Source organism: Picosynechococcus sp. PCC 8807, assembly GCF_001693295.1.
Classification (GTDB): Bacteria; Cyanobacteriota; Cyanobacteriia; order Cyanobacteriales; family MRBY01; genus MRBY01.
Map to the genome: position 1 here is coordinate 432,264 of NZ_CP016483.1, position 22,608 is coordinate 454,871.

At 47.4% G+C, this 22,608-nt stretch carries 24 protein-coding genes and 1 pseudogene; 5 read left to right on the plus strand and 20 right to left on the minus strand.

What is annotated here, in order from left to right; all coding sequences use genetic code 11:
- Positions 1-6 precede the first annotated feature (6 nt).
- Positions 7-888, plus strand: coding sequence for a glycine--tRNA ligase subunit alpha (gene glyQ, locus AWQ24_RS02045; protein ID WP_065715858.1), 882 nt, complete (start codon positions 7-9; stop codon positions 886-888).
- A 38-nt stretch (positions 889-926) separates the two neighbouring features.
- Positions 927-1,796, plus strand: coding sequence for a fructosamine kinase family protein (locus AWQ24_RS02050; protein ID WP_065715859.1), 870 nt, complete (start codon positions 927-929; stop codon positions 1,794-1,796).
- On the opposite strand, the gene AWQ24_RS02055 is transcribed toward AWQ24_RS02050, so the two are convergent.
- Together AWQ24_RS02055 and tsaB are read right to left on the minus strand one after the other, a co-directional pair.
- Positions 1,777-2,481: a TIGR04282 family arsenosugar biosynthesis glycosyltransferase gene (locus AWQ24_RS02055; RefSeq protein ID WP_232318853.1), complete on the minus strand. Its 705-nt coding sequence runs from the start codon at positions 2,479-2,481 to the stop codon at positions 1,777-1,779. The two genes, AWQ24_RS02050 and AWQ24_RS02055, sit on opposite strands and share 20 nt — an antisense overlap.
- Complete coding sequence (gene tsaB / locus AWQ24_RS02060; protein ID WP_065715861.1) at positions 2,409-3,068, minus strand: tRNA (adenosine(37)-N6)-threonylcarbamoyltransferase complex dimerization subunit type 1 TsaB; 660 nt, start codon at positions 3,066-3,068, stop codon at positions 2,409-2,411. The genes AWQ24_RS02055 and tsaB overlap by 73 nt, the downstream gene beginning before the upstream one ends.
- 165 nt (positions 3,069-3,233) lie before the next feature.
- Here tsaB and rpsN point away from each other — a divergent pair, with 165 nt between their 5' ends.
- Both rpsN and AWQ24_RS02070 read left to right on the plus strand, forming a co-directional pair.
- Entirely contained in the window at positions 3,234-3,536 is a 303-nt protein-coding gene (rpsN, locus tag AWQ24_RS02065; protein ID WP_012306025.1) for a 30S ribosomal protein S14, read from the plus strand.
- A 241-nt stretch (positions 3,537-3,777) separates the two neighbouring features.
- Positions 3,778-4,026, plus strand: coding sequence for a hypothetical protein (locus AWQ24_RS02070; protein WP_062432061.1), 249 nt, complete (start codon positions 3,778-3,780; stop codon positions 4,024-4,026).
- Between the two features lie 34 nt (positions 4,027-4,060).
- On the opposite strand, the gene AWQ24_RS02075 is transcribed toward AWQ24_RS02070, so the two are convergent.
- The 9 genes and pseudogenes from AWQ24_RS02075 to AWQ24_RS02115 all read right to left on the minus strand — a co-directional run bounded on the left by AWQ24_RS02075 (position 4,061) and on the right by AWQ24_RS02115 (position 14,407).
- Positions 4,061-5,698: an ABC transporter substrate-binding protein gene (locus AWQ24_RS02075; RefSeq protein WP_065715862.1), complete on the minus strand. Its 1,638-nt coding sequence runs from the start codon at positions 5,696-5,698 to the stop codon at positions 4,061-4,063.
- Positions 5,699-5,718: 20 nt separating this feature from the next.
- The gene (larE, locus tag AWQ24_RS02080; RefSeq protein WP_065715863.1) at positions 5,719-6,585 is read right to left on the minus strand and encodes an ATP-dependent sacrificial sulfur transferase LarE; all 867 of its coding nucleotides are present in this window, start codon (positions 6,583-6,585) and stop codon (positions 5,719-5,721) included.
- A 471-nt stretch (positions 6,586-7,056) separates the two neighbouring features.
- Positions 7,057-7,791, minus strand: a pseudogene (gene urtD / locus AWQ24_RS02085) (urea ABC transporter ATP-binding protein UrtD); the annotation flags it as partial.
- Positions 7,792-7,800: 9 nt separating this feature from the next.
- Positions 7,801-8,970 (minus strand): urea ABC transporter permease subunit UrtC, encoded by a 1,170-nt coding sequence (urtC, locus tag AWQ24_RS02090; protein ID WP_065715864.1) that lies wholly within the window; start codon positions 8,968-8,970, stop codon positions 7,801-7,803.
- Positions 8,971-9,006: 36 nt separating this feature from the next.
- On the minus strand, positions 9,007-10,185 hold the full coding sequence (locus AWQ24_RS02095) for an urea ABC transporter permease subunit UrtB (RefSeq protein WP_065715865.1): 1,179 nt from the start codon (positions 10,183-10,185) through the stop codon (positions 9,007-9,009).
- A 99-nt stretch (positions 10,186-10,284) separates the two neighbouring features.
- Positions 10,285-11,601 carry an urea ABC transporter substrate-binding protein gene (gene urtA / locus AWQ24_RS02100; RefSeq protein ID WP_012306032.1) on the minus strand — a complete coding sequence of 439 codons (1,317 nt, stop codon included), beginning with the start codon at positions 11,599-11,601 and terminating at the stop codon, positions 10,285-10,287.
- Positions 11,602-11,820: 219 nt separating this feature from the next.
- Positions 11,821-12,771, minus strand: a complete 951-nt coding sequence (locus AWQ24_RS02105) for an ADP-ribosylglycohydrolase family protein (RefSeq protein WP_065715866.1) — start codon at positions 12,769-12,771, stop codon at positions 11,821-11,823.
- Between the two features lie 6 nt (positions 12,772-12,777).
- Entirely contained in the window at positions 12,778-13,167 is a 390-nt protein-coding gene (locus AWQ24_RS02110) for a hypothetical protein (RefSeq protein ID WP_065715867.1), read from the minus strand.
- Positions 13,151-14,407, minus strand: a complete 1,257-nt coding sequence (locus AWQ24_RS02115; protein ID WP_315862324.1) for a folylpolyglutamate synthase/dihydrofolate synthase family protein — start codon at positions 14,405-14,407, stop codon at positions 13,151-13,153. The genes AWQ24_RS02110 and AWQ24_RS02115 overlap by 17 nt, the downstream gene beginning before the upstream one ends.
- 219 nt (positions 14,408-14,626) lie before the next feature.
- Between AWQ24_RS02115 and AWQ24_RS15840 the strand changes: the two genes are divergently transcribed.
- On the plus strand, positions 14,627-15,802 hold the full coding sequence (locus AWQ24_RS15840; protein ID WP_071932314.1) for a glycosyltransferase: 1,176 nt from the start codon (positions 14,627-14,629) through the stop codon (positions 15,800-15,802).
- Here AWQ24_RS15840 and AWQ24_RS02125 read toward each other — a convergent pair.
- The 9 genes from AWQ24_RS02125 to AWQ24_RS02165 all read right to left on the minus strand — a co-directional run bounded on the left by AWQ24_RS02125 (position 15,789) and on the right by AWQ24_RS02165 (position 22,608).
- Positions 15,789-16,637, minus strand: coding sequence for a bifunctional 2-polyprenyl-6-hydroxyphenol methylase/3-demethylubiquinol 3-O-methyltransferase UbiG (locus AWQ24_RS02125; protein ID WP_065715870.1), 849 nt, complete (start codon positions 16,635-16,637; stop codon positions 15,789-15,791). The genes AWQ24_RS15840 and AWQ24_RS02125 overlap by 14 nt on opposite strands.
- 4 nt (positions 16,638-16,641) lie before the next feature.
- Positions 16,642-17,535 carry a hemolytic protein HlpA-like protein gene (locus tag AWQ24_RS02130; protein ID WP_065715871.1) on the minus strand — a complete coding sequence of 298 codons (894 nt, stop codon included), beginning with the start codon at positions 17,533-17,535 and terminating at the stop codon, positions 16,642-16,644.
- A 48-nt stretch (positions 17,536-17,583) separates the two neighbouring features.
- Positions 17,584-18,471, minus strand: coding sequence for a glycosyltransferase family 2 protein (locus AWQ24_RS02135; protein WP_157096818.1), 888 nt, complete (start codon positions 18,469-18,471; stop codon positions 17,584-17,586).
- 176 nt (positions 18,472-18,647) lie between these two features.
- The gene (locus AWQ24_RS02140; RefSeq protein WP_065715873.1) at positions 18,648-19,070 is read right to left on the minus strand and encodes a DUF29 domain-containing protein; all 423 of its coding nucleotides are present in this window, start codon (positions 19,068-19,070) and stop codon (positions 18,648-18,650) included.
- Positions 19,071-19,195: 125 nt separating this feature from the next.
- On the minus strand, positions 19,196-19,618 hold the full coding sequence (locus AWQ24_RS02145) for a DUF29 domain-containing protein (RefSeq protein WP_065715874.1): 423 nt from the start codon (positions 19,616-19,618) through the stop codon (positions 19,196-19,198).
- Between the two features lie 145 nt (positions 19,619-19,763).
- Positions 19,764-21,008, minus strand: coding sequence for a glycosyltransferase family 4 protein (locus AWQ24_RS02150; protein WP_065715875.1), 1,245 nt, complete (start codon positions 21,006-21,008; stop codon positions 19,764-19,766).
- A gap of 43 nt (positions 21,009-21,051) precedes the next feature.
- Entirely contained in the window at positions 21,052-21,432 is a 381-nt protein-coding gene (locus tag AWQ24_RS02155) for a type II toxin-antitoxin system VapC family toxin (RefSeq protein WP_232318854.1), read from the minus strand.
- A 5-nt stretch (positions 21,433-21,437) separates the two neighbouring features.
- Positions 21,438-21,665 carry a hypothetical protein gene (locus tag AWQ24_RS02160; protein WP_065715877.1) on the minus strand — a complete coding sequence of 76 codons (228 nt, stop codon included), beginning with the start codon at positions 21,663-21,665 and terminating at the stop codon, positions 21,438-21,440.
- Between the two features lie 106 nt (positions 21,666-21,771).
- Complete coding sequence (locus AWQ24_RS02165; protein ID WP_065715878.1) at positions 21,772-22,608, minus strand: methyltransferase domain-containing protein; 837 nt, start codon at positions 22,606-22,608, stop codon at positions 21,772-21,774.

Consider the following 22,608-nt stretch of genomic DNA (forward strand, 5'->3'; position numbering starts at 1 on the left):
AATAGCGTGTCGTTAAATTTTCAAGAAATCATCGCCACCCTCAATCAATTTTGGCGGGATCGTGGTTGTCTAATTGCCCAGCCCTACGACACCGAAAAAGGGGCCGGCACCATGAACCATCACACTTTTTTGCGGGCGATTGGCCCTGAACCTTGGTCCGTTGCCTATGTCGAACCTTGCCGTCGCCCTACCGATGGCCGCTACGGTGAAAACCCCAACCGGGTACAGCATTATTTCCAGTACCAGGTGATCATCAAACCGTCACCGGACAACATTCAAGAAATTTATTTAGACTCCCTCAAAGCCCTAGGGATTCAGCCGGAAGACCACGATATCCGCTTTGTAGAAGATAACTGGGAGTCGCCGACCCTCGGTGCCTGGGGCGTGGGCTGGGAAGTGTGGCTTGATGGCATGGAAATCACCCAATTTACCTACTTTCAGCAATGTGGTGGCCTCGACTGCCGCCCGGTTTGCATTGAAATCACCTATGGCCTAGAACGCCTGGCAATGTACCTCCAGGAAGTGGATGCGATCACCAAGATCCGCTGGAATGAGACCACCAGCTACGGAGATATTTTCCTGCAAAGTGAAATTGAGCAATGCACCTACAATTTTGAAGCGTCTAATCCGGAAATGTTGTTTCAGCTATTTTCGCTCTACGAAGCAGAAGCCCAACAACTCATTGAGAAAGGGTTGGTGATGCCGAGCCTCGATTATGTGCTGAAATGTTCCCACACCTTTAATTTACTCGATGCGCGGGGGGTAATTGCCGTGGCCGAACGTACCCGCTACATTGGGCGGATTCGTCACATGGCCCGCCAGGTGGCCCACCTTTACCTTGCCCAACGGGAAGAATTAGGCTTTCCGTTACAAGAGGCGATCGCCTAAGCTGGAGATAGACTCCGCCGACGAATTGAGGTATTGCGATGCGTACTTCCCTAGGGGCCATTGCCGAGCACATTGCGGCAACCACGGGCCAACCGTTCACCCTCGAACAGCAGCGTTCCGTGGGGGGCGGCTGTATTAATCAGGGCTACTGTTTGGCAGGCTCTGGCCAGCGGTACTTTGTGAAGCTCAATCGTCCGAATCAGACGGCAATGTTCGCCGCAGAAGCCTTGGCCCTCCAGCAAATGGGCGCAACCCAAACTATCCGTGTTCCAAAGCCCATCTGTTGGGGGGAAACCGAGAGTAATAGTTATATCGTCCTGGAATGGATCGACCTTGGTGGTGGTAGTGGTGAGGCTTGGCAAGCTATGGGCCGCCACCTCGCAGAACTTCACCGTCGGGGTACGGCGGAAAAATTTGGCTGGGATCGCCCCAACACCATTGGTTCTACGCCCCAAATGAATGACTGGCAAAGCAATTGGGCTGAATTTTGGGCGGAACAACGCCTTGGTTATCAACTGCGTCTTGCGAGGCGAAAAGGGGGCGATTTTCCGGAGCCACAGCGGATCATTGAAGGAGTACGAAGAATTCTGCGGGATCATCAGCCCCAACCCTCCCTCGTTCATGGGGATCTTTGGTCAGGAAATGCCGCAGTGACCGACCAGGGGGAACCAATTATTTTTGACCCGGCGGCCTACTACGGCGATCGCGAAGTGGATATTGCGATGACAGAACTATTTGGTGGCTTTCCGGGACGTTTTTACCAGGGCTATAACGAGGCTTGGCCCCTGGATTCTGGCTATGGCGATCGCCGCGATTTGTACAACCTCTATCACGTGCTCAATCACTTCAATTTATTTGGTGGGGGCTATGGCAACCAAGCCAAGCGAATTATTCAGCAGCTTTTTTAAGGGTGTTTTTAAGGTTGTCCCAAACCCTGAGATCGGCGGGTTCGTCAATGTCCTGGAGTATTGGCAGTAATGCAAGGCTTAGATTTAACTGCTGGCAGCGGGCCTCAGTTTCCGAGAAAACTTGAGCTGTACCCCAGGGCATTTTTGTAAAGAGAGCAGCAATATTTTGGCGCAGACCAATCAGATAATAACCACCGTCTACTGCCGGGCCAAGGACAACTTCAGCCGCATCGAGTTTATCAAAGGCCGCTGCGAGAATTTCATCGGTAATGCTTGGGCAATCGATACCAATCACCACGGTTTTGTCATAATCTTGTTGTTCACTGGTTTGAAAAGCATGAATCAGGCGATCGCCTAAATCTTGGCCCTGTTGCGCTTGATAATGCCACTGTTCTCCCAGCCAGGCCGCCATTTGGGGCATTGTAGCGCCGGAAAAGTAAATCGAAATCTCGATATTTTTCAAAACTTCTACGGTTTTCAGGGTATGTTCCGTCAGGTGGCGTTGTAGTGTTGCGGCCCCTTCCGCCCCTAAAGCAGGAATTAAACGGGTTTTTGTCTGGCCCGGCACCGGGTAGCGGGTGAAAATAATAAGATGAGCTGCTTTATGACACATTACTGATAAACGGGGTGTTGCCCATAGAACGGTACCACCGTGCCCCAAGGCCCCTGGGGGTTTGCTTGCCATTGGGATTGGGCAAGGCTTAAAACTTCAGTTACAGTATCACCAATCGTTTCTGGGGGATCGATCACCTGCAAATCAGGAAAATTGCCCTGACAATCTGCCCAGGCCGTGGGGGTAAATAACCGATCCGGCACGAGGGCGATCGCCCCTGTCGCCGTGATTTGATAAATGGCCCCAAAGACTGCGCCCCGTCGCGCTGGCAAAGCCACAGCCACTGTTTGACCCAGACAATTTTCTCGGTTCCGAAAGGCGCACCCCGTCGTGGATCGCTGCGCGATCGCCGCTAAGGTCGAGATGCCATAGAGGGGAATGTTTAACTGTTGGGCGAGGGTGCGGGCCGTGACAACGCCTAACCGAGTGCCCGTAAAGCCACCAGGCCCCTTTGCCACCCCTAAAAAAGCGATGTCTTGCCAAGCATGGGGCTGGATAAACTCCTGGAGATAGCAATGGAGTTGGGCCGATAGATCCCGTCCTAGTTCCCACAGGGCCGTGCGTTGTTCCCCTGTGACCAAGTTCCGTAAACTCAGCCCTAACTGGGGGGTTGTGGTGTGGAGTGCTAAACCCAAGGTGGGCTCCGGTGCGATCGCCATAGATGTCTGCAAATTGCCACAAATAACAGGCCTTTCATTCTAGGCGATCGCCTGCCGATTACCCAACGGTAGCCCAGTAAATTTAGCCCCAGGGATTAGGAATTTGGGCCATTTAAGCTATGATAGAAAATGCTGTCTTTATATAGAATTTTTAGACTAAATTTCATGGCCAAGAAATCAATGATTGAGCGCGACAAGAAACGTGCTCGCATGGTGGCAAAATACGCCGCAAAAAGAGCTGCCCTTAAGGAAGCTTTTAACAACGCAGCTGATCCCCTCGAAAAACTCGAAATCCACCGCAAAATCCAGAATCTTCCCCGCAACAGCTCTCCGACCCGGATGCGCAACCGTTGCCAAATTACCGGCAGACCCCGCAGCTACTACCGTGACTTTGGTCTGTGCCGCAACGTACTTCGGGATTGGGCCCACCAAGGCTTGCTCCCCGGTGTGGTCAAATCCAGTTGGTAGCGATGGGTCTCTGTCTCAATGGTTTAGGCAACCCATTTATTATTTTTTGAATAATTTTTCCCAAGGTAGAGTTCTGCTCTGCCTTTTTTGGTGGCTACTTTTGATGACTGTGGGGGAGAAGGCAATTTACAAAAAGCATTAAGCAACACCTCCCCTGAAGAAATTCTTTCGTTACACTAGAGTCGTTTCTTGGTGTTTTGTATTGATTCAAACCTCATTGGAGTTACCTAAGGCGATCGCCATGTCTGAATCCGAAAAAGAAAAATTTCTATTTCCCATTGAGAGCTACCGAGGCGAATTCAAAATGGAGAAAGTCCTCTTTAATGCCAACCTACAGGAGTTTGCCCAGCGGGTAAATTTTATCTGCAACTTAGAAACGAATGGCAAAATTTCATCACAGCAAGCCTATCAAGAAATAAAAAACCTTTGGAAAACCCTAAAAAGTACCCGCAAAAGCCTTGAACTCCCCGACGAGGAGAACAAAGCTTAGTCTTTTTTGGAGAATCATAGCGGCGATCTTTGCGCTACTTTTCCACCAGCCAGAGGGGTAGACTTTGGCTTGGGTTTACGGCCAAACCTTGAATATTAGCCTGGGCAAAAACATATTCTTTCCCTTGCCAAATGGGGATATAGGGCACATCCGCCACCATTTGTTCCTGAATTTGTGTAAAAATTTCGAGGCGTTTTGTCGGGTCAGTTTCGGTTCGTTGGGCATCAATTAATTGGTTCATCGCTTCATTCCAATAAAAAGACCCTTGGTTCTGTGCGCCTCCCGATTCACAGCCCGTTTCTGGGGATCCCACTTCACAATTTAAAAGGGGATGAATGTAATTATCCGCATCTAAAAAGTCCGGGTACCAGTTCCCCAGGGCTGCCGGATAAATCCCCTGGGCAATATTTTGAAAAAAGGTCGCCCCTTCCACACTGCTGGGTTCAAATTGCAACAAGCCCTCCAGTTCACGGTTGGCATACTCCCTTAGGGTTGTGGCGATAATGCCACGGGTGGTGGAGCCGGACGGATACCACAGGGGAATTACAGCCGGATTTTCTGGGGTAAAGCCCGCTTCGGTGAGGAGGGTTTTGGCCTGTTCAATGTTGGCATCACCATAGGCGCTTTGGAATAGCGGTTGTGATGCTGGAAAAGAAGTCGGAATCAAACTATAGAGGGGATCAGCCTGGCCATTGAGTACCCGTTCGTTGATCAGGTTGCGGTCGAGGAGAGCGGCGATCGCCTGGCGGACTTCGAGCTGATCGAGGGGGGCTTGGTTACGGTTTAGCACCATAAAATTCACCGCTGTCCCCTCTGCTTCTAGGGCTTGAATTTCGCCGCTTTCTGCCTCCCGTAGGAGATTACTCACCTGTTCCGGCTCCAGGGATTGGTAGGCGATATCCACGGCCCCCGTCTGGAGCGCATTAAATAAATTGGCAGCATTACTATTAAAAATTTGGATATCAACTCCGGCATTCTTCGCTGTCTCGCCCCAGTAATCGTCATTACGGTCGAGGGTAATGGTGTCGCTCGTAAAAGCCGTTAGCTTGTAGGGGCCAGTGCCCACCAGTTGACTGGGGTTAAAGGCACCTTCGCCGATTTCGTAGGCCGCGGGGGAAACAGCACTAGCCCCAGCAAAAGCCAATAATGCAGGAAACGCAGCAAAGGGTTGCTTGAGGGTAATGGTGAGTTCATATTCCCCGGTCGCTTCGATATTCTCGATGATGTCCCCCAGTAAAAAGGAGGGTTTGCCTTTGTTTTCCATGAAGCGATCTAAAGAAAATTTCATCGCCGCCGCGTTAAAGGGTTCGCCATCATGGAAAGTGATGCCCTCCCGCAGGGGAATTGTATAAGTGAGGCCATCGTCGCTAATGGTGGGCAGCGCTGCGGCCAGGAGGGGTTTGATCTCCGTGGTACCGATTTCGTAGGTGTAGAGACTTTCGGTGACGTTGTAGATGATATTTAAACCGGCAATTTCGTAGCTATCGGCGGGATCGATGGTGCGGGGTTTGGCGGTGGTGCCCAGGGCCAAACGATTATTGACATCGGCGCTAATGGTCGTCGTTTCGCTGTTGGGAGTGGTGTCGTTGGGATTGGGATTACAGCTCACCAGAAGGGAACCAAAACAAAGGGCGATCGCCGCTGCGGAATAAAATTGCCGGGAATGGATCATAGTGCTTTTGGACAACAGGACTAGGTGGACTTGATCATAGCGGGATTTGACCCCGAATATTGTTGGACAGACCGAGTTTGGGGATCGAGGACTTGGTTCAGCTTGCCACTGCGGTAGCCCTCTAGGTCTAGGGTGACGTACAGAAACCCATAGCCTTGGAACGTTTTGACCAGGGCATCAAGATCTACCTGGACGACGAAATCGCGAATTTGTTCGGGGGGCAACTCAATGCGAGCAGTGTCACCCTGGGAACGGACCCGCAGCGATCGCCAGCCCAAACGTCGCAGATAAACTTCACACCGACCGACCCGCTGGAGTTTTTCGGTGGTGATCAGCTCTCCATAGGGAAACCGGGAACTGAGGCAGGGTTGCGCAGGCTTATCCCACCAGGGCAACCCCAACTGTTTGGAAATCTCCCGCACTTCTAATTTGGTGATCCCCACTTCTGCCAAAGGCGATCGCGCCCCCCGTTCCTTCGCCGCTTGAATCCCCGGCCGATAGTCCTGGAGATCGTCGGCATTGACCCCGTCAATCACGTAGGGATAGCCCCGCTCTAGGGCCAGGGGTTTGAGGGTGTCGTGGAGTTCGCTTTTGCAAAAATAGCAGCGGTTGGCCGGATTACTGACGTAATTAGGGTTGTCCATTTCGTGGGTTTCCACCTGTTCGTGGACAATGCCAATGGTTTTCGCCTGGGCGATCGCCGCTTCCAATTCTTCGGGTAACAGGGATGGTGAGACGGCAGTCATCGCCACGGCGTGATCGCCCAAAACATCGTGGGCTACCTTTGCCACCAGAGTGCTGTCAATGCCCCCAGAATAGGCAATTAAAGCCCGTTCCGTTGCCTCGAAAAAATGTTGCAGTGCCGTGAGTTTTTCTTGCCAAGCCATGGATCGCCGCGTTCACTGAAGGTTTAGCCTGGGATCTTAACAGATTGCTCTGGTGCTTTTGGCCCCAAGGCGATCGCCATCTCCCTAGCCACCATAGACTTGATCAATCTCGGCCTCGATTTCTCGCACCATCTCCAGAGGAAGGCCCAACTGCCCCAGGAGTTGCTGGTAAACAATGCTCTCTAGTTCATTGACCCCATTGGCCCGAATGACCTCATAACTGAGCTTTAGGGCGGTAATTTTCTCGTTCTCCGTGGTTAGGGTATCTGTCAACTGCTCTAGGGGCAGATTGCTTGCCAGATAGTTTTCCAGTTCCCCTTGCAGTTGCGCCTGGTGCTGACTGTCGTTGGTAAATTGCTCACTCAGGCGACTGAGGATCACCTGTTTCTGCTCTGGGGCAAAGTTGCCATCGGCCCAGGCCATACTCGCGGCGATGCGAATCAGGTTCATTTGCTCCGGGGTGACGGTGGGCGCTTCCCCCAGATAAACCTCAATCACTTTGGGGTCGTTTTGTACCTGATTCATGTTGCCTTCACAGAGCACAGAACCCTGGTGCAGTACCGTTACTTGCCGCGCAATCTGGCGCACAAACTCCATATCATGTTCGATCACGATCAGGGAATGGCTTTCGGCGAGGGCGAGGAGTAAATTACCGACATTTTCTGTTTCCTCATCGGTCAAGCCCGCCACGGGTTCATCCACCAGCAACAGATCCGGGGACTGGGCCACGAGCATACCAATTTCTAAACGCTGTTTTTCCCCATGGGCTAACCAGGCCGCTTGGATATCGGCTTTTTCGGTGAGGCCAATGGTTTCTAAAAGACTTAGGGTTTGGGTTCTTTCCGTGGCCTTGGTTCCCCCAAAAAGAGTAGGTAAAACGTTTTTGTGGCGATTACAGGCGAGGTCTAGGTTTTCGCGTACCGTTAAATTTTGGTAGACCCGAGGCGTTTGAAATTTGCGACCAATGCCGAGGCGGGCCACTTTATGTTCTGGGAGACCGCTGATGGTTTTGCCTTTAAATTTGACTTTGCCTGTGGTGGGTTTAACCTTGCCGGTGATTACATCTAAAAACGTAGTTTTCCCCGCACCATTGGGGCCAATGATCACCCGTAGCTCCCCTTTACCCATGCGGAAGGTGAGGTTATTGAGGGCTTTAAAGCCATCGAAGTTAACGGTCAAATTCTCAATTTCCAAGATATTTTCCATGGCCTCGCCCTACTCCTTTGTCACTAATTGGTCTTCTTGGATATTTTGCACATCGGGATCGTCGGCGATCGCCGGATAACTCACTGGCTGGCCGATCCCCAACAGACGGGCCACCTTGACCCAGAGAACGTCCCGCACCCAGCCCACAATGCCGTCCGGGAGCACCGTCACCACGATTAAAAACAGCGCCCCTTGGAAAAACAGCCAAATTTCTGGGAAGCTTTCACTCAAATAAATGCGGGCAAAATTGACCAAAATCGTGCCAATAATTGCGCCGATCAGGGTCGCCCGGCCTCCCACTGCCACGGAGATCACCATCTCAATGGAAAAGGCCACTTCCATGTAGTTCGGCGTGATAATCCCACTTTGCACCGTATAAAGGGCGCCGGAAATTCCGGCGATCGCCCCGGCGATCGCAAAAACAACGACCTTAAACCAGGTGGGATCGTAGCCTGTAAACCGCACCCGCGTTTCATCATCCCGAATGGCGATTAACATCCGGCCAAAGCGACCACTCGTCAGCCAGCGACAAAGGAGATAAACCAACAGCAAGGCCACAATCGTTGTTTCATAAAACAGCAACTGAATCCCTGAATCCCCGACCCGCTGCCCTAGGAAAACGGCGGTATCTGTTTTGAGACCGTTGGTGCCGTTGATCAGTTTTTGCTGACCATTGAAAAAATTGAAAAAGACCAACAAGGCCGCCTGGGTGATGATCGAAAAATAAACCCCCTTAATGCGATTGCGAAAGACAAGATAGCCCAAGATCCCCGCAACGATCCCCGGCACCAGCACCATGGCAAGCAGAGTCAGGGGTAACGAGTAAAAAGGCTGCCAAAAGAGGGGTAATTTTTCGACGCCATAGAGCATAAAAAATTCCGGAATGGCACCATCGGGTAGTTGCAAACTGAGGTGCATCGCCAGGGCATAGCCACCGAGGGCAAAGAAAATCCCTTGGCCAAGACTGAGCAAGCCAGTGTAGCCCCAAATGAGGTCGATCCCCAGGGCGACGATCGCCATGGAGAGAAAACGCCCCACGAGTTTGAGGCGAAATTCCGTCAAAATCAAGGGCAAGATGACCATCGTAATGATCACCAGAGCAAGGATGATTGCTCCCTCAATGAGAAGTTTGGTGCGCTGTTGTTTGCGCTGGTCACGTCGGGTTAAACCTACATTCATGGTGCTGTTTATGGGCTGGGCTATCGGGAAAAGGGCTTATAGTTCTGCGGTTCTGCCTTTCGGCGGGAAGAGACCCGCAGGCCGGAACTGGAGGAAGCCGATAATAATCACAAAGGTCATCACCTTCGCCATACTGGTGGTGGCAAAAAAAGTGGCCAAATCCAAGAGAAATTGTGGGGCTTGGAGAGAGGTAAAAACGGTAACAAATGTGCCAGAACCGATGAGATAGTTGATAATCCCCAAACCGAGGGCCGCCAAAATGGTGCCGAGCAAATTACCAACGCCCCCCACCACGACCACCATAAAGGCATCGACGATGTAGTTTTGGCCGGTATTTGGCCCGACGGAACCCAACAGGGCGATCGCCACCCCGGCAATGCCTGCTAAACCAGACCCCAGGGCGAAGGTCAAAGCATCAACGCGAGCCGTAGGAATCCCCAAACAGGAACTCATTTCACGGTTTTGGGTAACGGCACGGATTCGGAGGCCCCAGTTGGATTTGTTCAAAAACCAGTACATCGCCCCCAGACAGATTAGGGTCAAGACGATGATAAAAATGCGGCTGTAGGGCAGTTGGGCGGAACCCAGGGAAAGTCCCCCCTGGAGCCATTGCGGCGCAGTCACATCCACATTTCGGGCACTAAACCACGGCTTTGTGAGGGCGTCATTTTTCGTCAGATTGACCGCGAAAATTACCCCAAAACCAAGGGCAAAGGCGGCAACCACGTTTAATTTATCCAGCCACGTTTTTAGGGCCACGGATTGGATCTTGGCGAGATTTAAAGCTTGGAGCACAGCCCAGCGGATCAAATCTTTAAGGAGAAAGGCAATGACCCCGAAGGCGATCGCCCAGTTCACACTGCGGACAAACTGCTGCAAAATTAGGCTGACCCCCCAGGTGGCCAAGAGGGTTTCTAGGGGACGGCCATAGAGATAGCGGATTACGCCCCGCTCTAGGCCAAAGCCCACTGCGGCGGCGACAAAAAAAGCCAGGGGAATCGCAAAGATAATGTAGAGATTAAAAAAAGGTTCCCCGAACCCCCGGAATACATTTTGGACCACAAAGGTTGTGTAGGCGCCCAGCATCATTAATTCGCCATGGGCCAGGTTGATCACCCCCATCAAACCAAAGGCGATCGCCAAACCCAAGGCCGAAACCAAAAGCACAGAGCCAATGCTGACTCCGTTAAAAATACCGATTAGAAGTTCTGTCACAGGGCAAACCCACCACAATACGCGCAATAAAACCGCGAGAAAGCCGGATTCTGTAGGGCGGAATCCCAGCTTTCCCGGAAAACATCTGGGCGTTAAACCCTAGATGGCATATTTCTCACCCTTTGTGGGGTCGCTCCAGTCACAGGCAAATCCTTTGGTGGATTCAACATACTGGTTCCAGGCTTGGGGGGCGATGGGGCCGTCGGTTTCCCAGACGATGTCGAACATCCCGTCTTCCCGTACTTGGCCGATGCGCACGGTCTTTGAGAGGTGGTGGTTAACATTCATCGTCACCGGGCCTTCGGGAGCCGCAAATTCTTGACCAATGGCGGCACTCCGCACGGCTTCGAGGTCATAGGCATCGGTCGCCCCATTGGCGATCGCCGCTTCTACCGCCTGCTTCCAGATGTAGACCATGATGTAGGCCGCTTCCATGGGGTCATTGGTCACCCGGTCTTCACCGTATTCCGCCTTAAAGTCTGCCACCCACTTTTCATTTTCGGGGGTTTCTACGGTTTGGAAGTAGTTCCAAGATGCATAGTGACCCGTGAGATATTCGGGGCCAATTTGACGGACTTCTTCTTCGGCGATCGACACCGACATTACCGGATATTGCTCCGGGGTGAGGCCCGCATCACGAATTTGTTTGAAGAACGCAACGTTACTGTCACCGTTCAAGCTGTTGAAAATCACGCCGCCGTTGGGAAGCGCTGCTTTGATTTTGGTGATAATCGGCGTCACTTCAGTGTTACCGAGGGGGAGATAGTCTTCGCCGACCGTGGTGCCACCTTTGGCTTCTAACTGGGCTTTGATAATGGTGTTCGCGGTTCTGGGGAATACATAGTCAGAACCCACGAGGAAAAATTCTGTGCCCTTATTTTCGAGGAGCCAATCCACAGCGGGCTCGATTTGTTGGTTCGGGGCGGCCCCAGTGTAGAAGATATTCTTCGAGCATTCCTGGCCTTCGTACTGGACAGGGTAGAACAGCATGTGGTCTTTTGCTTCAAAGACATCTTTAACCGCTTTTCGGCTGGCAGACGTCCAGCAGCCAAAGACGACGGCGACACCATCTTGGTCAATGAGTTTTTCGGCTTTTTCTTTGAAGACATCCCAGTCGGAGGCACCATCTTCGACGATGGCTTCGATTTGTTTGCCATCGATGCCACCGGCGGCATTAATTTCTTTGATGGCGAGTTGTTCGGCTTCGACCACTGTGGTTTCACTAATGGCCATGGTGCCACTGAGGGAGTGGAGAATGCCAACTTTGATCGTGTCACCACTGGGGGTTGAGGTTGTGCTGCCACTATCGGGGGTATCAGGGGTTTCTGTGGGTTGGCCGCAGGCTTTGAGGAGAATACTGGAACCGAGGGCGGCGGAACTGTAGAGAATAAATTTACGTCTTCCGAGATTACTCATGGTTAATGCGATTTTCTCAAGGGGCTTTGGGATAGTGTGTGGGAGGAAAGAAGCTTAAAAGTTTAAGTCGTGTTTAAGCTTTGCAGTGTAAAAGTCCCGCCCCTAAAAAAATGTGACACTTGATACAAAGTGCCGATGCGCTTGATTCAAGGGTTTGTTAATGGAGAAGAATTAATTTAACTTTACATTAAAGAAAATGGACTGCGTGCCCCTGCTCGGTCAGCGGATAGCCCTGAAGAGGCGATCGCCTAACTGGAGAATGTCATCCCGCCGGGGAATTTGCGCCAGCCAATCAGGGGGAATATTGTCGAGGCCGTAGTAAAGTCCGGCTAAACCGCCGGCGATCGCCGCTGTGGTGTCAGTGTCATCCCCCAAATTCACCGCCGCGAGCACCATATCCTGATAGTTATCATGGTTTAAACAGCACCAGAGGGCGGCTTCGAGGGCATGGACGACATAACCGCTCGATTGAAGCTCATGGATGGGCAATGTTGTTAAATTTCCGTCAAAAATACGCTGGTAGTGGCTGAGTTCTGGTTTGTAGATGGAATCGTGATAAAACTCTTCGGCCCGCTGTACTCCCTGTTGGTAGGCAATTTCAATACTTTTTCTGTGTAACAGTTCCAGGGCAATGGAAATATACATGCCGCAGGCAATGAGGGAACGGGGATGACGGTGGGTCAGGTAGGAAATGTTGTGCACGAGATCCAAGAGATCGGCATAGGGCAGTCGTTCACCACAAAAGGCGAGGGGCAAAATACGCATCAAGGAGCCGTTGCCATTACTCCGCTCCCCGATTCCACCTGCTTCCAGGGGATTGATACCCGCTAAAATTTGGTGAATTGCGGCGGCGGTCGTGTTGCCCACATCAAAGGTTTCGCCGTGGGGTGTCCAGTAGGCTTCCTTGAGCCAGAGACCCATCTTACGGCCCAGATGTTCGGGGAGTTCTTCGCCCAGACCCACTTCGGCGATCGCCTCGGCCAGACAAAAAGTGAGGGAACTATCATCCGACCAGGTACCGGGGGGTTGATTGTAGGTGCCATAGCCCCGCATCCTTGTCACAGGATCCCGCTGTCGGGTGCTGCGCTCAGAAAATTCCACAGGCACGCCCAGGGCATCCCCCACACAAAGCCCCAATAATCCCCCGTGAATCTGCGCTTGCGTAACCATCAACGATTACCCCCCTAAGTGATCAAATTGCTCAAACATATTGTGGATCAACTGTTGGGTTTTCGCTTCCAGTTTTTGCCAATCCACGGCCCCGGACGCCTCGAACAGGGTTTCATCGATTTCCACGGCGCAGCCATTTTCCACAAGAGTTTTGGTGGGATAGGCGACAAAACAGATCTGATAACAGAGATCCCAGATATTAACCGTCGTTTCGATGTGGTCTTTCTTGAGGCGCAAAACATAACCAGGGTAGGGGTCTTGGATGTCTTCGTACTCCCCAGTCCAGGGGGAATCTTCTAATTGAGCACGGAAATTATCGACGACCCGAATAAAGGCCGGTTGGAGCAGCATTTCGGCCTGATTCCAGGCTTTACGGGTTTTAAATTTTGGCTGCATAACTTAGAAATTCTCCCAAAAGATACAACGAACCACATAACACCCTAGTGTGGGGGGTGGCGATCGCCTGATCAAGGGCTTCAGATAAGGTTTCATGGGTTTGACAGGAGGCGAGGGCCGGACAAATCACCTGGGCCAACATTGCCAAACTCTGGGGATCGGCGCTGCTATGACCCCCTACTGGTACGAGATGCAAGTGATCCCCGTCTCGCAGGAGGGCTTGGAGGACATTTTGGTGATCCTTGGTGGAGAGCATTCCCATGACCCAAGTGACGGGTTGGGGGAGGGTGTCTACATATTTGCGTAATTCTGCCGCCGCCACACCATTGTGAGCGCCATCAATGAGGATTTTTTGCCCCTGCCACTGGTGCCATTCAATGCGGCCCGCCCAGCGAGTTTTCGCAATACCGTCACGCAGTTGTTGATCGGCAATTTGCCAGCCTTGTTTGCGCAACGCATAAATAGTTTCAATGGCGATCGCCGAATTATGAAGTTGAATATCCCCTAAAAGCGGCAAAAAATATTCAAATTCACCGTATTTCGCTATCCTCCTCTGTTCTCCTCCTGAAGGGGAATGAATGGCTTGGGCGGGTTGAATCCAGGTGGCTGGACAATTTAACTCACTAATTTTTTCACGAATCACTTTCGCCGCGATCTCCGGTACTTCCCCAATCACCGCCGGACAATCTTGTTTTAAAATTCCCGCTTTCTCCCCGGCAATTTTATCTAAGCTGTTACCTAAGCGCTGCCAGTGATCCATGCCGATGGAGGTAATGACAGAAACGAGGGGGCGATCGCAAACATTCGTCGAGTCCAAGCGTCCCCCCAACCCCACCTCAATCACGGCAATATCTACCTGTTCCTGGGCGAAATACAAAAATCCCGCCGCCGTAATCACCTCAAATTGGGTCGGTGTTTCTTGGTTGGGATCAATGGCCGCTTTCACCTTTTCCAAAACCGTCAGTAACCGCTCGGAAGGAATCGGCTGATTATTCAAACAAATCCGTTCTGTCCAGTCCACCAAATGGGGTGACGTAAACCGCCCGACCCGATAGCCCGCTGCCGCCAAAATGGAAGACAAATAGGCGCAGACCGACCCTTTCCCGTTGGTGCCCGCCACATGGAGAATCGGTACTTGGCGCTCTGGATGACCAAGGTTCGCCAATAGTTGGGTAATGCGCGTTAAACCGAGGTTAATGCCAAAGCGTTCAAAGGTTTCAAGGAGATTGGCGATCGCCACTTGGCTCATAGTGAATATCAAAAATTTGGGACAATATCCCCAGACTATAATGGATTTGTGTATGGGAAATTTCCAAAATCTGGGTTAATGCTGTTTTACGGAACTCCGCTACTGGCTCGATCTCACAGAGACCGACTGATAAGCCCTAGTCGATGCCTGGCTGTTTGGGAGGAATGTGAAAAAATACTTTAAGCTGTAATTTTCTGACCAAAAAGCCAAGTGAAAATTTTAGTTATTCATAATAGATATCGTAATAGAGCAGGAGAAGACTCTACTTTTGATCAAGAAGTTGCTTTATTACAACAGAGCAATCATTCTATTCAAGTCTGGACGAAGGACAATAAAGACATCGACGTAGATAATTTTTTAGATGCTATAAGATTAGCGCTTAGTACAATATGGTCTAGCAAATCTTACAGGGAGCTTTTAGCGATTATTGATGATTTTAAACCAGATATCATTCACGTCCATAATACTCTACCATTGCTTTCACCATCTATTTTTCATGCAGCTAAAAAGAGAACAATTCCAACGGTTGTTACAATTCAAAACTATCGTTTAAGTTGTCCTAAAGGAACTTTTTTTCGGAATAATAGTACCTGTGAGATATGCCTGAATAAATCTTTATTGTTTAGTGTTTACTATAAATGTTATCGAGATTCAAGATTACAGACAGTAACGGTTGCATTGATGTTACAAGTTCACCGTTTATTGAGAACTTGGACAGAAACTATAACTGCCTATATTGCGGTAAGTCCATTCGTTAGAAATAAGCTTGTTGAGATGGGGATTCCTGCGGAAAAAATTTATTTAAAACCCAATTTTCTTCAAGGCGAGACTAAGCGGCTTGAAACTATTGACTTTGGAAAATATTATCTTTTTGTTGGCAGACTAGAAACAGAAAAAGGAATTCTAAATTTATTAAATGCATATCAAAATTTAAAATCTGAATATCCTTTATATATTGTCGGCAGTGGTAGTTTACAGTCAGTAGTGGAACAATATGCCTCTGATAATCATAAAATTCAATATTTAGGACAAAGAACGCGGGAAGAAGTTCTTCAATATATGCAAGGGGCGATCGCCTTAATTTTTCCATCTACTTGGTATGAAGGGTTTCCCTTAACAATTTTGGAAGCTTATAGTCAGTCTTTGCCAGTGATTGGTTCAAATATCGGCTCCGTGAGCTATGCAATCCAAAATGAAATTACGGGTTTAACTTATCCGGTAGGTGATGAAAAGGCTTTGACACAAGCATTATTTTTTATTGAAGCTAATCCAGAAAAATGGCTTACACTTAAGCAAAGAGTTTTAGAAAACTTAGATGATATTTATTTTGCTGATCAAAATATTAATTATCTCTTGGAAATATATCGAAGTCTTATTGAGGCTTAATAGAAATAGATTGTAGTAATGCTCCCATATTTATTAAAGGAAAAAATTTATAGCAAGCATTAATAATTTTCCTTTTTATAGAAGGCATATTTTGGGTGCTTTCGATAACAGACGGAGAAGCGGTAAAGATAAAATTTGTTTTAAAGTCAGCACGTTGAAGACAATATTTCAAAGAACTGGGTTGGAAATAAATAATATGCTCTGGGGGTTTTATCTGAGACCATCTATGACCTTTAAGCTTAGCGCCGAATCCAGCAATATTTGGTGTTTCAATAAAGAAAATGCCACCTGGTTTAAGCAGTTGATAGACTTTTTGGATTAAAGTATTAGGATTGAGTAAATGTTCAATAACATGATACAAAGTTACCACATCATAGTAATTAGAGGGTAACTCTAGAGACAAAGCATCACCCGTAGCAACACACATTTCCCCAAGAAACTGATTTGCTTTAGCCGATGCAATTGGAGATATTTCTGTTCCTGAAACCTGCCAGTTATATTGTTTGGCAACTTTCAAGAAATCACCTGTACCGCAGCCGATATCAAGTAACTTTCGAGAAGATTGTCTTAAAATCTGTGGGGCATACTTTTTGAGTGCACTTTCAAACTGTAAATATCTGTTGGTCGCAAATTCAGTGCCAGACATTAGGCTTCCAGAGAATTCGCTACGATAGGCTTCGGAGTTATAAAATTCTTCTAGTTCCTGTGGTGAGGGTTGTGGAGTGTAATAGATGAGATGGCAATTCTTGCATTTCACCAGTTTCCCTGTTTTGACTGGGAATAAATATTTTGATTGCTGGGCAGTACAGACTGGACATTGTTCTTGCAGATTCATTTTCTTAAATTAAATTTCTGAGTTTTCTATAGACGCGAGGCCAGAAGCCAAACTTATGACTTTGTGTAAACTGATCAGCGATTTGACATTGCATAACTTTAGGAGGATGTTTTAACGGAAAAGAGATTGGGGCAGTTTCTAGGTTTGCATAAGGATTAAACTTATTGGTCGTGTGGGTAGCAGAATTATCAAAGCCGATATTTTTAACAAGGTTGGCTTCTGGAAGAATTGTGAGACCATCATTCATCCAACAAGAAAATGTCCACCGATATGCCCAGCTATCTACTTTATCTAGATAAGCTTGTTTGAATTTTCTTTGCCAATAATTAACGGCAAAAGGATTATGGAGTAGTTTTTTTAGTTGTTTTTGAGAATCAGAAGACTGTAGAAGTTTCATTTCTATATCATAATGTTGCCAAGCTCTGCGCCAAGTTGCCCAACCCCAACAATGATTATAGATTGAGAAATAATAGCTGTATTCTGTTCTTTTTCTACCAAATTGAAAATTATCACCAGAAATATGCATTATTTTTGGTTCATAGCGATATCTCTCAAGCATCGCTTCACAAAAAGGAAAAAATGAAAGATCTGGCAAACAGTCATCTTCTAAAATAATCGCTTCTTCAACTTTTTCGAAAACCCAATCTAAACCGGAGGAAACACGATTTTTACAACCTAAATTAGTTTCAGCATAGTTAGTCAAAACTTCGCAGTCCCAATCTACGGTATCAATAATTGCTCGGACAGCAGCGCATTTTTCAATATCGTCGGGGTGGGTTCCCCTTGGCCCATCGGCGACAACGAGAAGCTTTGGGGGTTTAGCCTGACGAATAGCATTAAAAACCTGCTGGGTCGTATCAGGTCGATTAAAGACTAAAAAAGCAACGGGGGTCTGCATTAGCTGTCTCTTTTAAGATCTCGTAAAGATTTTCCGTATTTATAAATTTTAGTGGACGATTAAACTTGTGGGTTTAGAGACTGTTGTTCGCCAAAGAAGGTAAAATATTTTTACAAAAGCTTTTGTCCAAACGATACTCCAGTTCCACAATTTTAAATGCCACGGACAGGCCAACCAAATAAAAATACTAAAAGTCACTGGATTGTGGGCAGATTTTTGCGAGAAAAATTTTTGTAAAGATTGCTGAAAGGTGGGTGCAATAAAATTATTTAGATGATGATGTCCAGTGTTTTCATTATCCCAACGAATGATCACGTTGGGATTGGTTAAAAGCTGAAATCCTTTACGCTTAGCACGATAAGTGAACTCATAATCAGAAATATAATGGGGTAATAATCTAGGGTAAAAGCTTCCAATTTTTTCAAAGGTTTGCCACTGAAGAAAAAGGGCGCTGGTGCAAAAACAGTCCGGAGTTTCATTATTTTGTACTGGGCGGAATTTGAACTGTTGCCAATTAATTTTTGTTCCTTTTCCGATATTTCCTTTTTGATGGCATTCAGCCATAAGTAGTGTATTAGATTTATTTTTGATTTGGCTTAATCCATTTTGAAGAAAATCAGCGTCAAATTCAGTGTCATCATTCATGATTAAAATGACGGGATTATAGTCAAATTTTTGTTTTTTTAGCCAAAGATAACCCTGATGCAAGGCTCCTGCCCACCACCAGTCGCCTGTACCTCGGATAATTGTAAGATTGGGAATTGCGGCTTTGACCATCGTTGCGGTGCCATCGGTGGAACCATCATCCAACAGAACAAGATGATAGTCTTGGAAAGTTTGTCGTTGAAGATGCCGAATAAAATGTTGCGTAATCGAGTAGCGGTTATGAACAGGCAGCAGGATATAGAGATCATGCATCTTTTGGGTAGAGGCCACGTTGGACGTGCTTGATTGAAGATATAAGTCTAGAATACCCACTCTTGTCTATGAGTTTTCTCTGTCGTCATCATTTTTGGCGATCGCCTACTATCGCCTACTGTCTAAAGAACGCTTCGATATAGTCAAAGCTTACCTAGGCAATAACTTTGTGACGGAGAATTTGCTGTGGAATATTAAAAATCTAAGGAGCGATCTAGGACGTCTGCCAAGCGATAAGAACAATCCTTTGGCATATCGATACCTGTTTCGGCGATCGCCTGTAGTCTGGCGTTTTGGTAGGTTTTGAGTAAATAGTCGTCCGTGAGATATCGCTTAAGACTGGGGCTATCGGCTAGATAATCGGCAATATTTGATCGTTCTCGTTGAATTGTCCCCAACCAGCTTCTTGATCGAAGCTCTGGTTGATAATCCCATGTGAGGAGGTGATGGAGAATTAAACGTAGGCTACTCAAAAGGCGATCGCGTTCTCGTTTAGACAAGTCTCGAATCTCTTCTACTAAATTTTCTAAATCGAGGGCACTGAACTGACCGCTTTCAAGCAATTCGGCCATGGTTTCGGCCCATTGACTAAAGTCTTGTTCATATAGGGTACTCATGGGTCTTGCTGCCGATGGGTAGGTTTGTTGATTTTATTTTGATTATAGTGAGCTGCTGCGGAGATAGGAGGGCGATCGCCTTTCCCGATTCGCCTCTAGAAAATTCTGCTGTAAAACATCGCAACTTAAAGCTCAACTACCCGATCTAGGACATCAGAAACGCCATAGCCACAATCAAGAGGATAGTCGAGATCCGTTTCTTTGATCGCATTTAAACGGGCGTTGACATAGGCTTTATCAATCCACTGTTGCGTCAGAAAGCGTTTTAAGCTGGGACTATCCTCAAGGTATTGTTGAATATTATTACGCTCCCGTTCAATGGTGACCTGCCAACTGCGAGACCGTTTTTGAGGCTGGTGATCCCACTTTAAGAGGTGATGTAAAATCAGCCGGATACTACTCAAAAGGCGATCGCGTTCCCGTTTAGACAAATCTCGAATCTCTTCTACTAAGTTTTCTAAATCGAGGGCACTGAACTGACCGCTTTCAAGCAATTCGGCCATGGTTTCGGCCCATTGACTAAAGTCTTGTTCATACAGGGTACTCATGGGTATTGCCGCCGATGGGTGGGTTTGTTGATTTCATTTCGATTATAGTGAGCTGCTGCTGCGATAAAAGGGCGATCGCCTACTATCGCTGTTAGCCTAAGATATTGCTTATTGTCTAAATCCCCCGACAAAACTCACCTTTCATTTATGCAGTGGTCTTTTGGTTGAGGATCTGTTGGTAGAGTTCAATATAGCGTTGGGCTTGCAGTTCAATAGGATATTCTGTTTCGGCAATGCGGCGACAATTTTGCGCCATTTTTCCCCTTAAGGTTTTGTCTTCGAGCAGTTGCACAATGCCATTGCAAAGGTCTTGGGGATCTTCGGGTTGGGCGAGATAACCAGTTACACCGGGACGCACTAAATCAGGCACGCCACCAATATCGAAGGAGACTAAAGGTGTACCGCAGGCCATTGCTTCTTGTAAAACGAGGGGTAAGTTATCGGCACGGGTCGGGCAAAGCAATAAATCAGCGGCATTATAAAAAATGGTTTTTAGGCGATCGCCTTCTACATAACCGAGGGAGACGGCAGGAATATCAATGTCTGCTAGAAATCCGGCGGATTGATTACCCAGGATCAGAAGTTGAATTTCTTGTTTGAGGGAGGTGGGAATCAGTTGGAGGGCTTTTTGAAGAAGATCGGAGCCTTTGCGGGGATCGTTGAGGTTCTGGGCCGCAAAAGCAAGAATATATTTATTCTGGGGTAAACCTAATACGGAGCGACATAGTTGCTGATCAAGTGGTTGAAAAATTGTAGTAGGAATACCGTTTGGAATCCAGTGAATTTGGGTTGTTTTATTCGCGATAAGAATGCTTTTTTCAGCCTGTTGTTTTAGCCATTGGCTGGGGACGACAATTGTTAGATTTGATTTGTCATAAACCCACTTTTTTAGTCGCCATTCGAGTTGAGTATTATCGATTTTAACGGCAGGATAGGTACTTAAATTTGGGCAGGAACCACAACCAGATTGCCATTTTTCACAGGTAAAACTATAGGCACAGTGTCCGGTAAAGCTCCACATATCATGGAGGGTATAGACGGCGGGAATATTTTCGGTTAATGCGGACAGGGCCAGATAATTAAAATATTCGCCGTGGAGGTTGTGGAGATTCAGAATGTCAGCGGTTTGGTAGAAGGGGTGTTTTTTGATCTGCCAGGTATCGGGAATGGTCAGGTAGTGGAGACCAAAGCTTGCGCCAATACGGGAAAGGGCTTTATTAACATAGCGACGTTTGCTGATTTGATCTACATGGCGATCGCCACTTTGTTTGTTACCGACTAAAATGCTGGAATCAATACCGACTCTTTGTAAACCTTGGTGGAGTCGATAGGCGGCAATGGATGCCCCACCGGAAATATCACTACTGCTAATCTGGAGTACTTTTAACATCTGAGTGGGATTGTGATCTGAATCATTAAAAATAAATCAGTACTTATACCAGTTTTTCGTTGATTTCAGAGTATTGGGGGAATTTTTGGTCAGCGGACATCAGATAAGCGTCGTAAAAAATAGCAGTGGCAATGATTAGACGATCATGGGGATCACGGTGATGTTCCGGCAAAGTGACTGCTATTTCGGCAATTTTGGGGGTAATCGGTAGCAATAGAATATCTGACCCACCAAGAGCTTTATCAAACCATGCTGTTTTCTTTTGTGGCAGTATGATGCGCTGATGGTGATCTAGCCAAGCGACCTCAAAGCAACTAATTGAACTAACTGCCAAGGGTTTAGGCTGTTCTAACAGTTGGACTCTTTTTGGGCCTAATCGGTCAAGGTTACCGTTAACCCACCACAGCCAAATGTGGGTATCCATCACAATCATTGCAGGATTTCCCAGTCGGTTTCAGGGACGCTATCAAAGGTGTCGTCAAGGATTTGTACTTGGCCAACGAGATCTGGGTGGGGTTTACGGACGGGTAAGCTAGAATCTGCGACATCATCAAGGACAAGAAAAATGCCTTCTATTTTTTTGTTGGGTGGTAATTTGGGAATATTTTTGATATTGCCTGATTGATCAGTCTCGAGAATGATATGTTGGGCTTGCATAGTAAAATTCCTCTTCTATTAAGAATAACCAGAGTCTATACCTTAATCAGATCGCCACTCTACCGGAAATATCACGGGTACTAATTTATAGAATGTTCATGAAAGATTATGCTGGTTTAGTGGCTTCCATATACAAAGAATCTGGTTTATAAATTGTACCGTCGGGTTCTGTATCTAGGTTAAAGTTTGTCCAATTGGGGATTCTACTTTCGTGGGCAGCACATTGTCTAATATCTACAAAGCCACATTCTTCTAAGAGTCGCTGGAGAGAATAGCGGTCATACATCCATTGATGAATTTCGCCACTCTGCCGAAAACGACCAATTTTTAAAGCAATATAGTCTTGTTTATTTAGGAGCAGACGAATGAGTAATTCTTTCCCATAACCCCAGGTTTTGAATTTTCGTGGCACTTTTTTAAGTAGTTGTCGCCAGTTTTGCGGCGTTATCGTCGTTTTTTGTTTGGGTGTGTCCATAATCCTCTGGGCTTCTAAGCCAATCCTTTCGAGGATAAATGCTTTATTCGGAATATTTTCTGAAGTTAGCAGTTGTCCCATTTCACCGCCAGACTGCTCGCGCACCATTTGGTCAAATAGCTCAATTAAAATCCAATCATAATCAGGGGTAGATTCATTATAGTTAAGGGTTACTTCTAGTTTTTGTAGGTAACAGCGAACAATTTTTTCTAAGTCTGGCACAACGACTCTAATTGTTCCTTGGGGGACAAGAACACGATAGCACTCCTGTAAAAAGTCTTTTGCTTGTTGCTTTTTAAAGTGTTCTAATAGATGGGAGTGATAGACCACATCAAAAGATTGATTCTCAAAGGGTATTCCTTGGGTTAAGTTATGGCCAATTACACCAGGTGATAAGGCTGTAAAATCCAAGTTTTTCCATTGTTGATGAAATCTGGAGCCACAGCCCAGATTAATATATCCTTTCAT

Coding starts and splice junctions, on each gene's coding strand:
- AWQ24_RS02130 (WP_065715871.1), bottom strand. CDS start 17,535: ATGCAGACCCCCGTTGCTTTTTTAGTCTTTAATCGACCTGATACGACC.
- AWQ24_RS02140 (WP_065715873.1), bottom strand. CDS start 19,070: ATGAGTACCCTATATGAACAAGACTTTAGTCAATGGGCCGAAACCATG.
- AWQ24_RS02055 (WP_232318853.1), bottom strand. CDS start 2,481: ATGGCAAGCAAACCCCCAGGGGCCTTGGGGCACGGTGGTACCGTTCTA.
- urtC (WP_065715864.1), bottom strand. CDS start 8,970: ATGAATGTAGGTTTAACCCGACGTGACCAGCGCAAACAACAGCGCACC.
- AWQ24_RS02150 (WP_065715875.1), bottom strand. CDS start 21,008: ATGTTAAAAGTACTCCAGATTAGCAGTAGTGATATTTCCGGTGGGGCA.
- AWQ24_RS02110 (WP_065715867.1), bottom strand. CDS start 13,167: ATGCAGCCAAAATTTAAAACCCGTAAAGCCTGGAATCAGGCCGAAATG.
- AWQ24_RS02125 (WP_065715870.1), bottom strand. CDS start 16,637: ATGAATCTGCAAGAACAATGTCCAGTCTGTACTGCCCAGCAATCAAAA.
- AWQ24_RS02145 (WP_065715874.1), bottom strand. CDS start 19,618: ATGAGTACCCTGTATGAACAAGACTTTAGTCAATGGGCCGAAACCATG.
- AWQ24_RS02155 (WP_232318854.1), bottom strand. CDS start 21,432: ATGGATACCCACATTTGGCTGTGGTGGGTTAACGGTAACCTTGACCGA.
- AWQ24_RS02160 (WP_065715877.1), bottom strand. CDS start 21,665: ATGCAAGCCCAACATATCATTCTCGAGACTGATCAATCAGGCAATATC.
- AWQ24_RS02165 (WP_065715878.1), bottom strand. CDS start 22,608: ATGAAAGGATATATTAATCTGGGCTGTGGCTCCAGATTTCATCAACAA.
- rpsN (WP_012306025.1), top strand. CDS start 3,234: ATGGCCAAGAAATCAATGATTGAGCGCGACAAGAAACGTGCTCGCATG.
- AWQ24_RS02075 (WP_065715862.1), bottom strand. CDS start 5,698: ATGATCCATTCCCGGCAATTTTATTCCGCAGCGGCGATCGCCCTTTGT.
- tsaB (WP_065715861.1), bottom strand. CDS start 3,068: ATGGCGATCGCACCGGAGCCCACCTTGGGTTTAGCACTCCACACCACA.
- urtA (WP_012306032.1), bottom strand. CDS start 11,601: ATGAGTAATCTCGGAAGACGTAAATTTATTCTCTACAGTTCCGCCGCC.
- larE (WP_065715863.1), bottom strand. CDS start 6,585: ATGGCTTGGCAAGAAAAACTCACGGCACTGCAACATTTTTTCGAGGCA.
- AWQ24_RS02070 (WP_062432061.1), top strand. CDS start 3,778: ATGTCTGAATCCGAAAAAGAAAAATTTCTATTTCCCATTGAGAGCTAC.
- AWQ24_RS02105 (WP_065715866.1), bottom strand. CDS start 12,771: ATGGTTACGCAAGCGCAGATTCACGGGGGATTATTGGGGCTTTGTGTG.
- AWQ24_RS02050 (WP_065715859.1), top strand. CDS start 927: ATGCGTACTTCCCTAGGGGCCATTGCCGAGCACATTGCGGCAACCACG.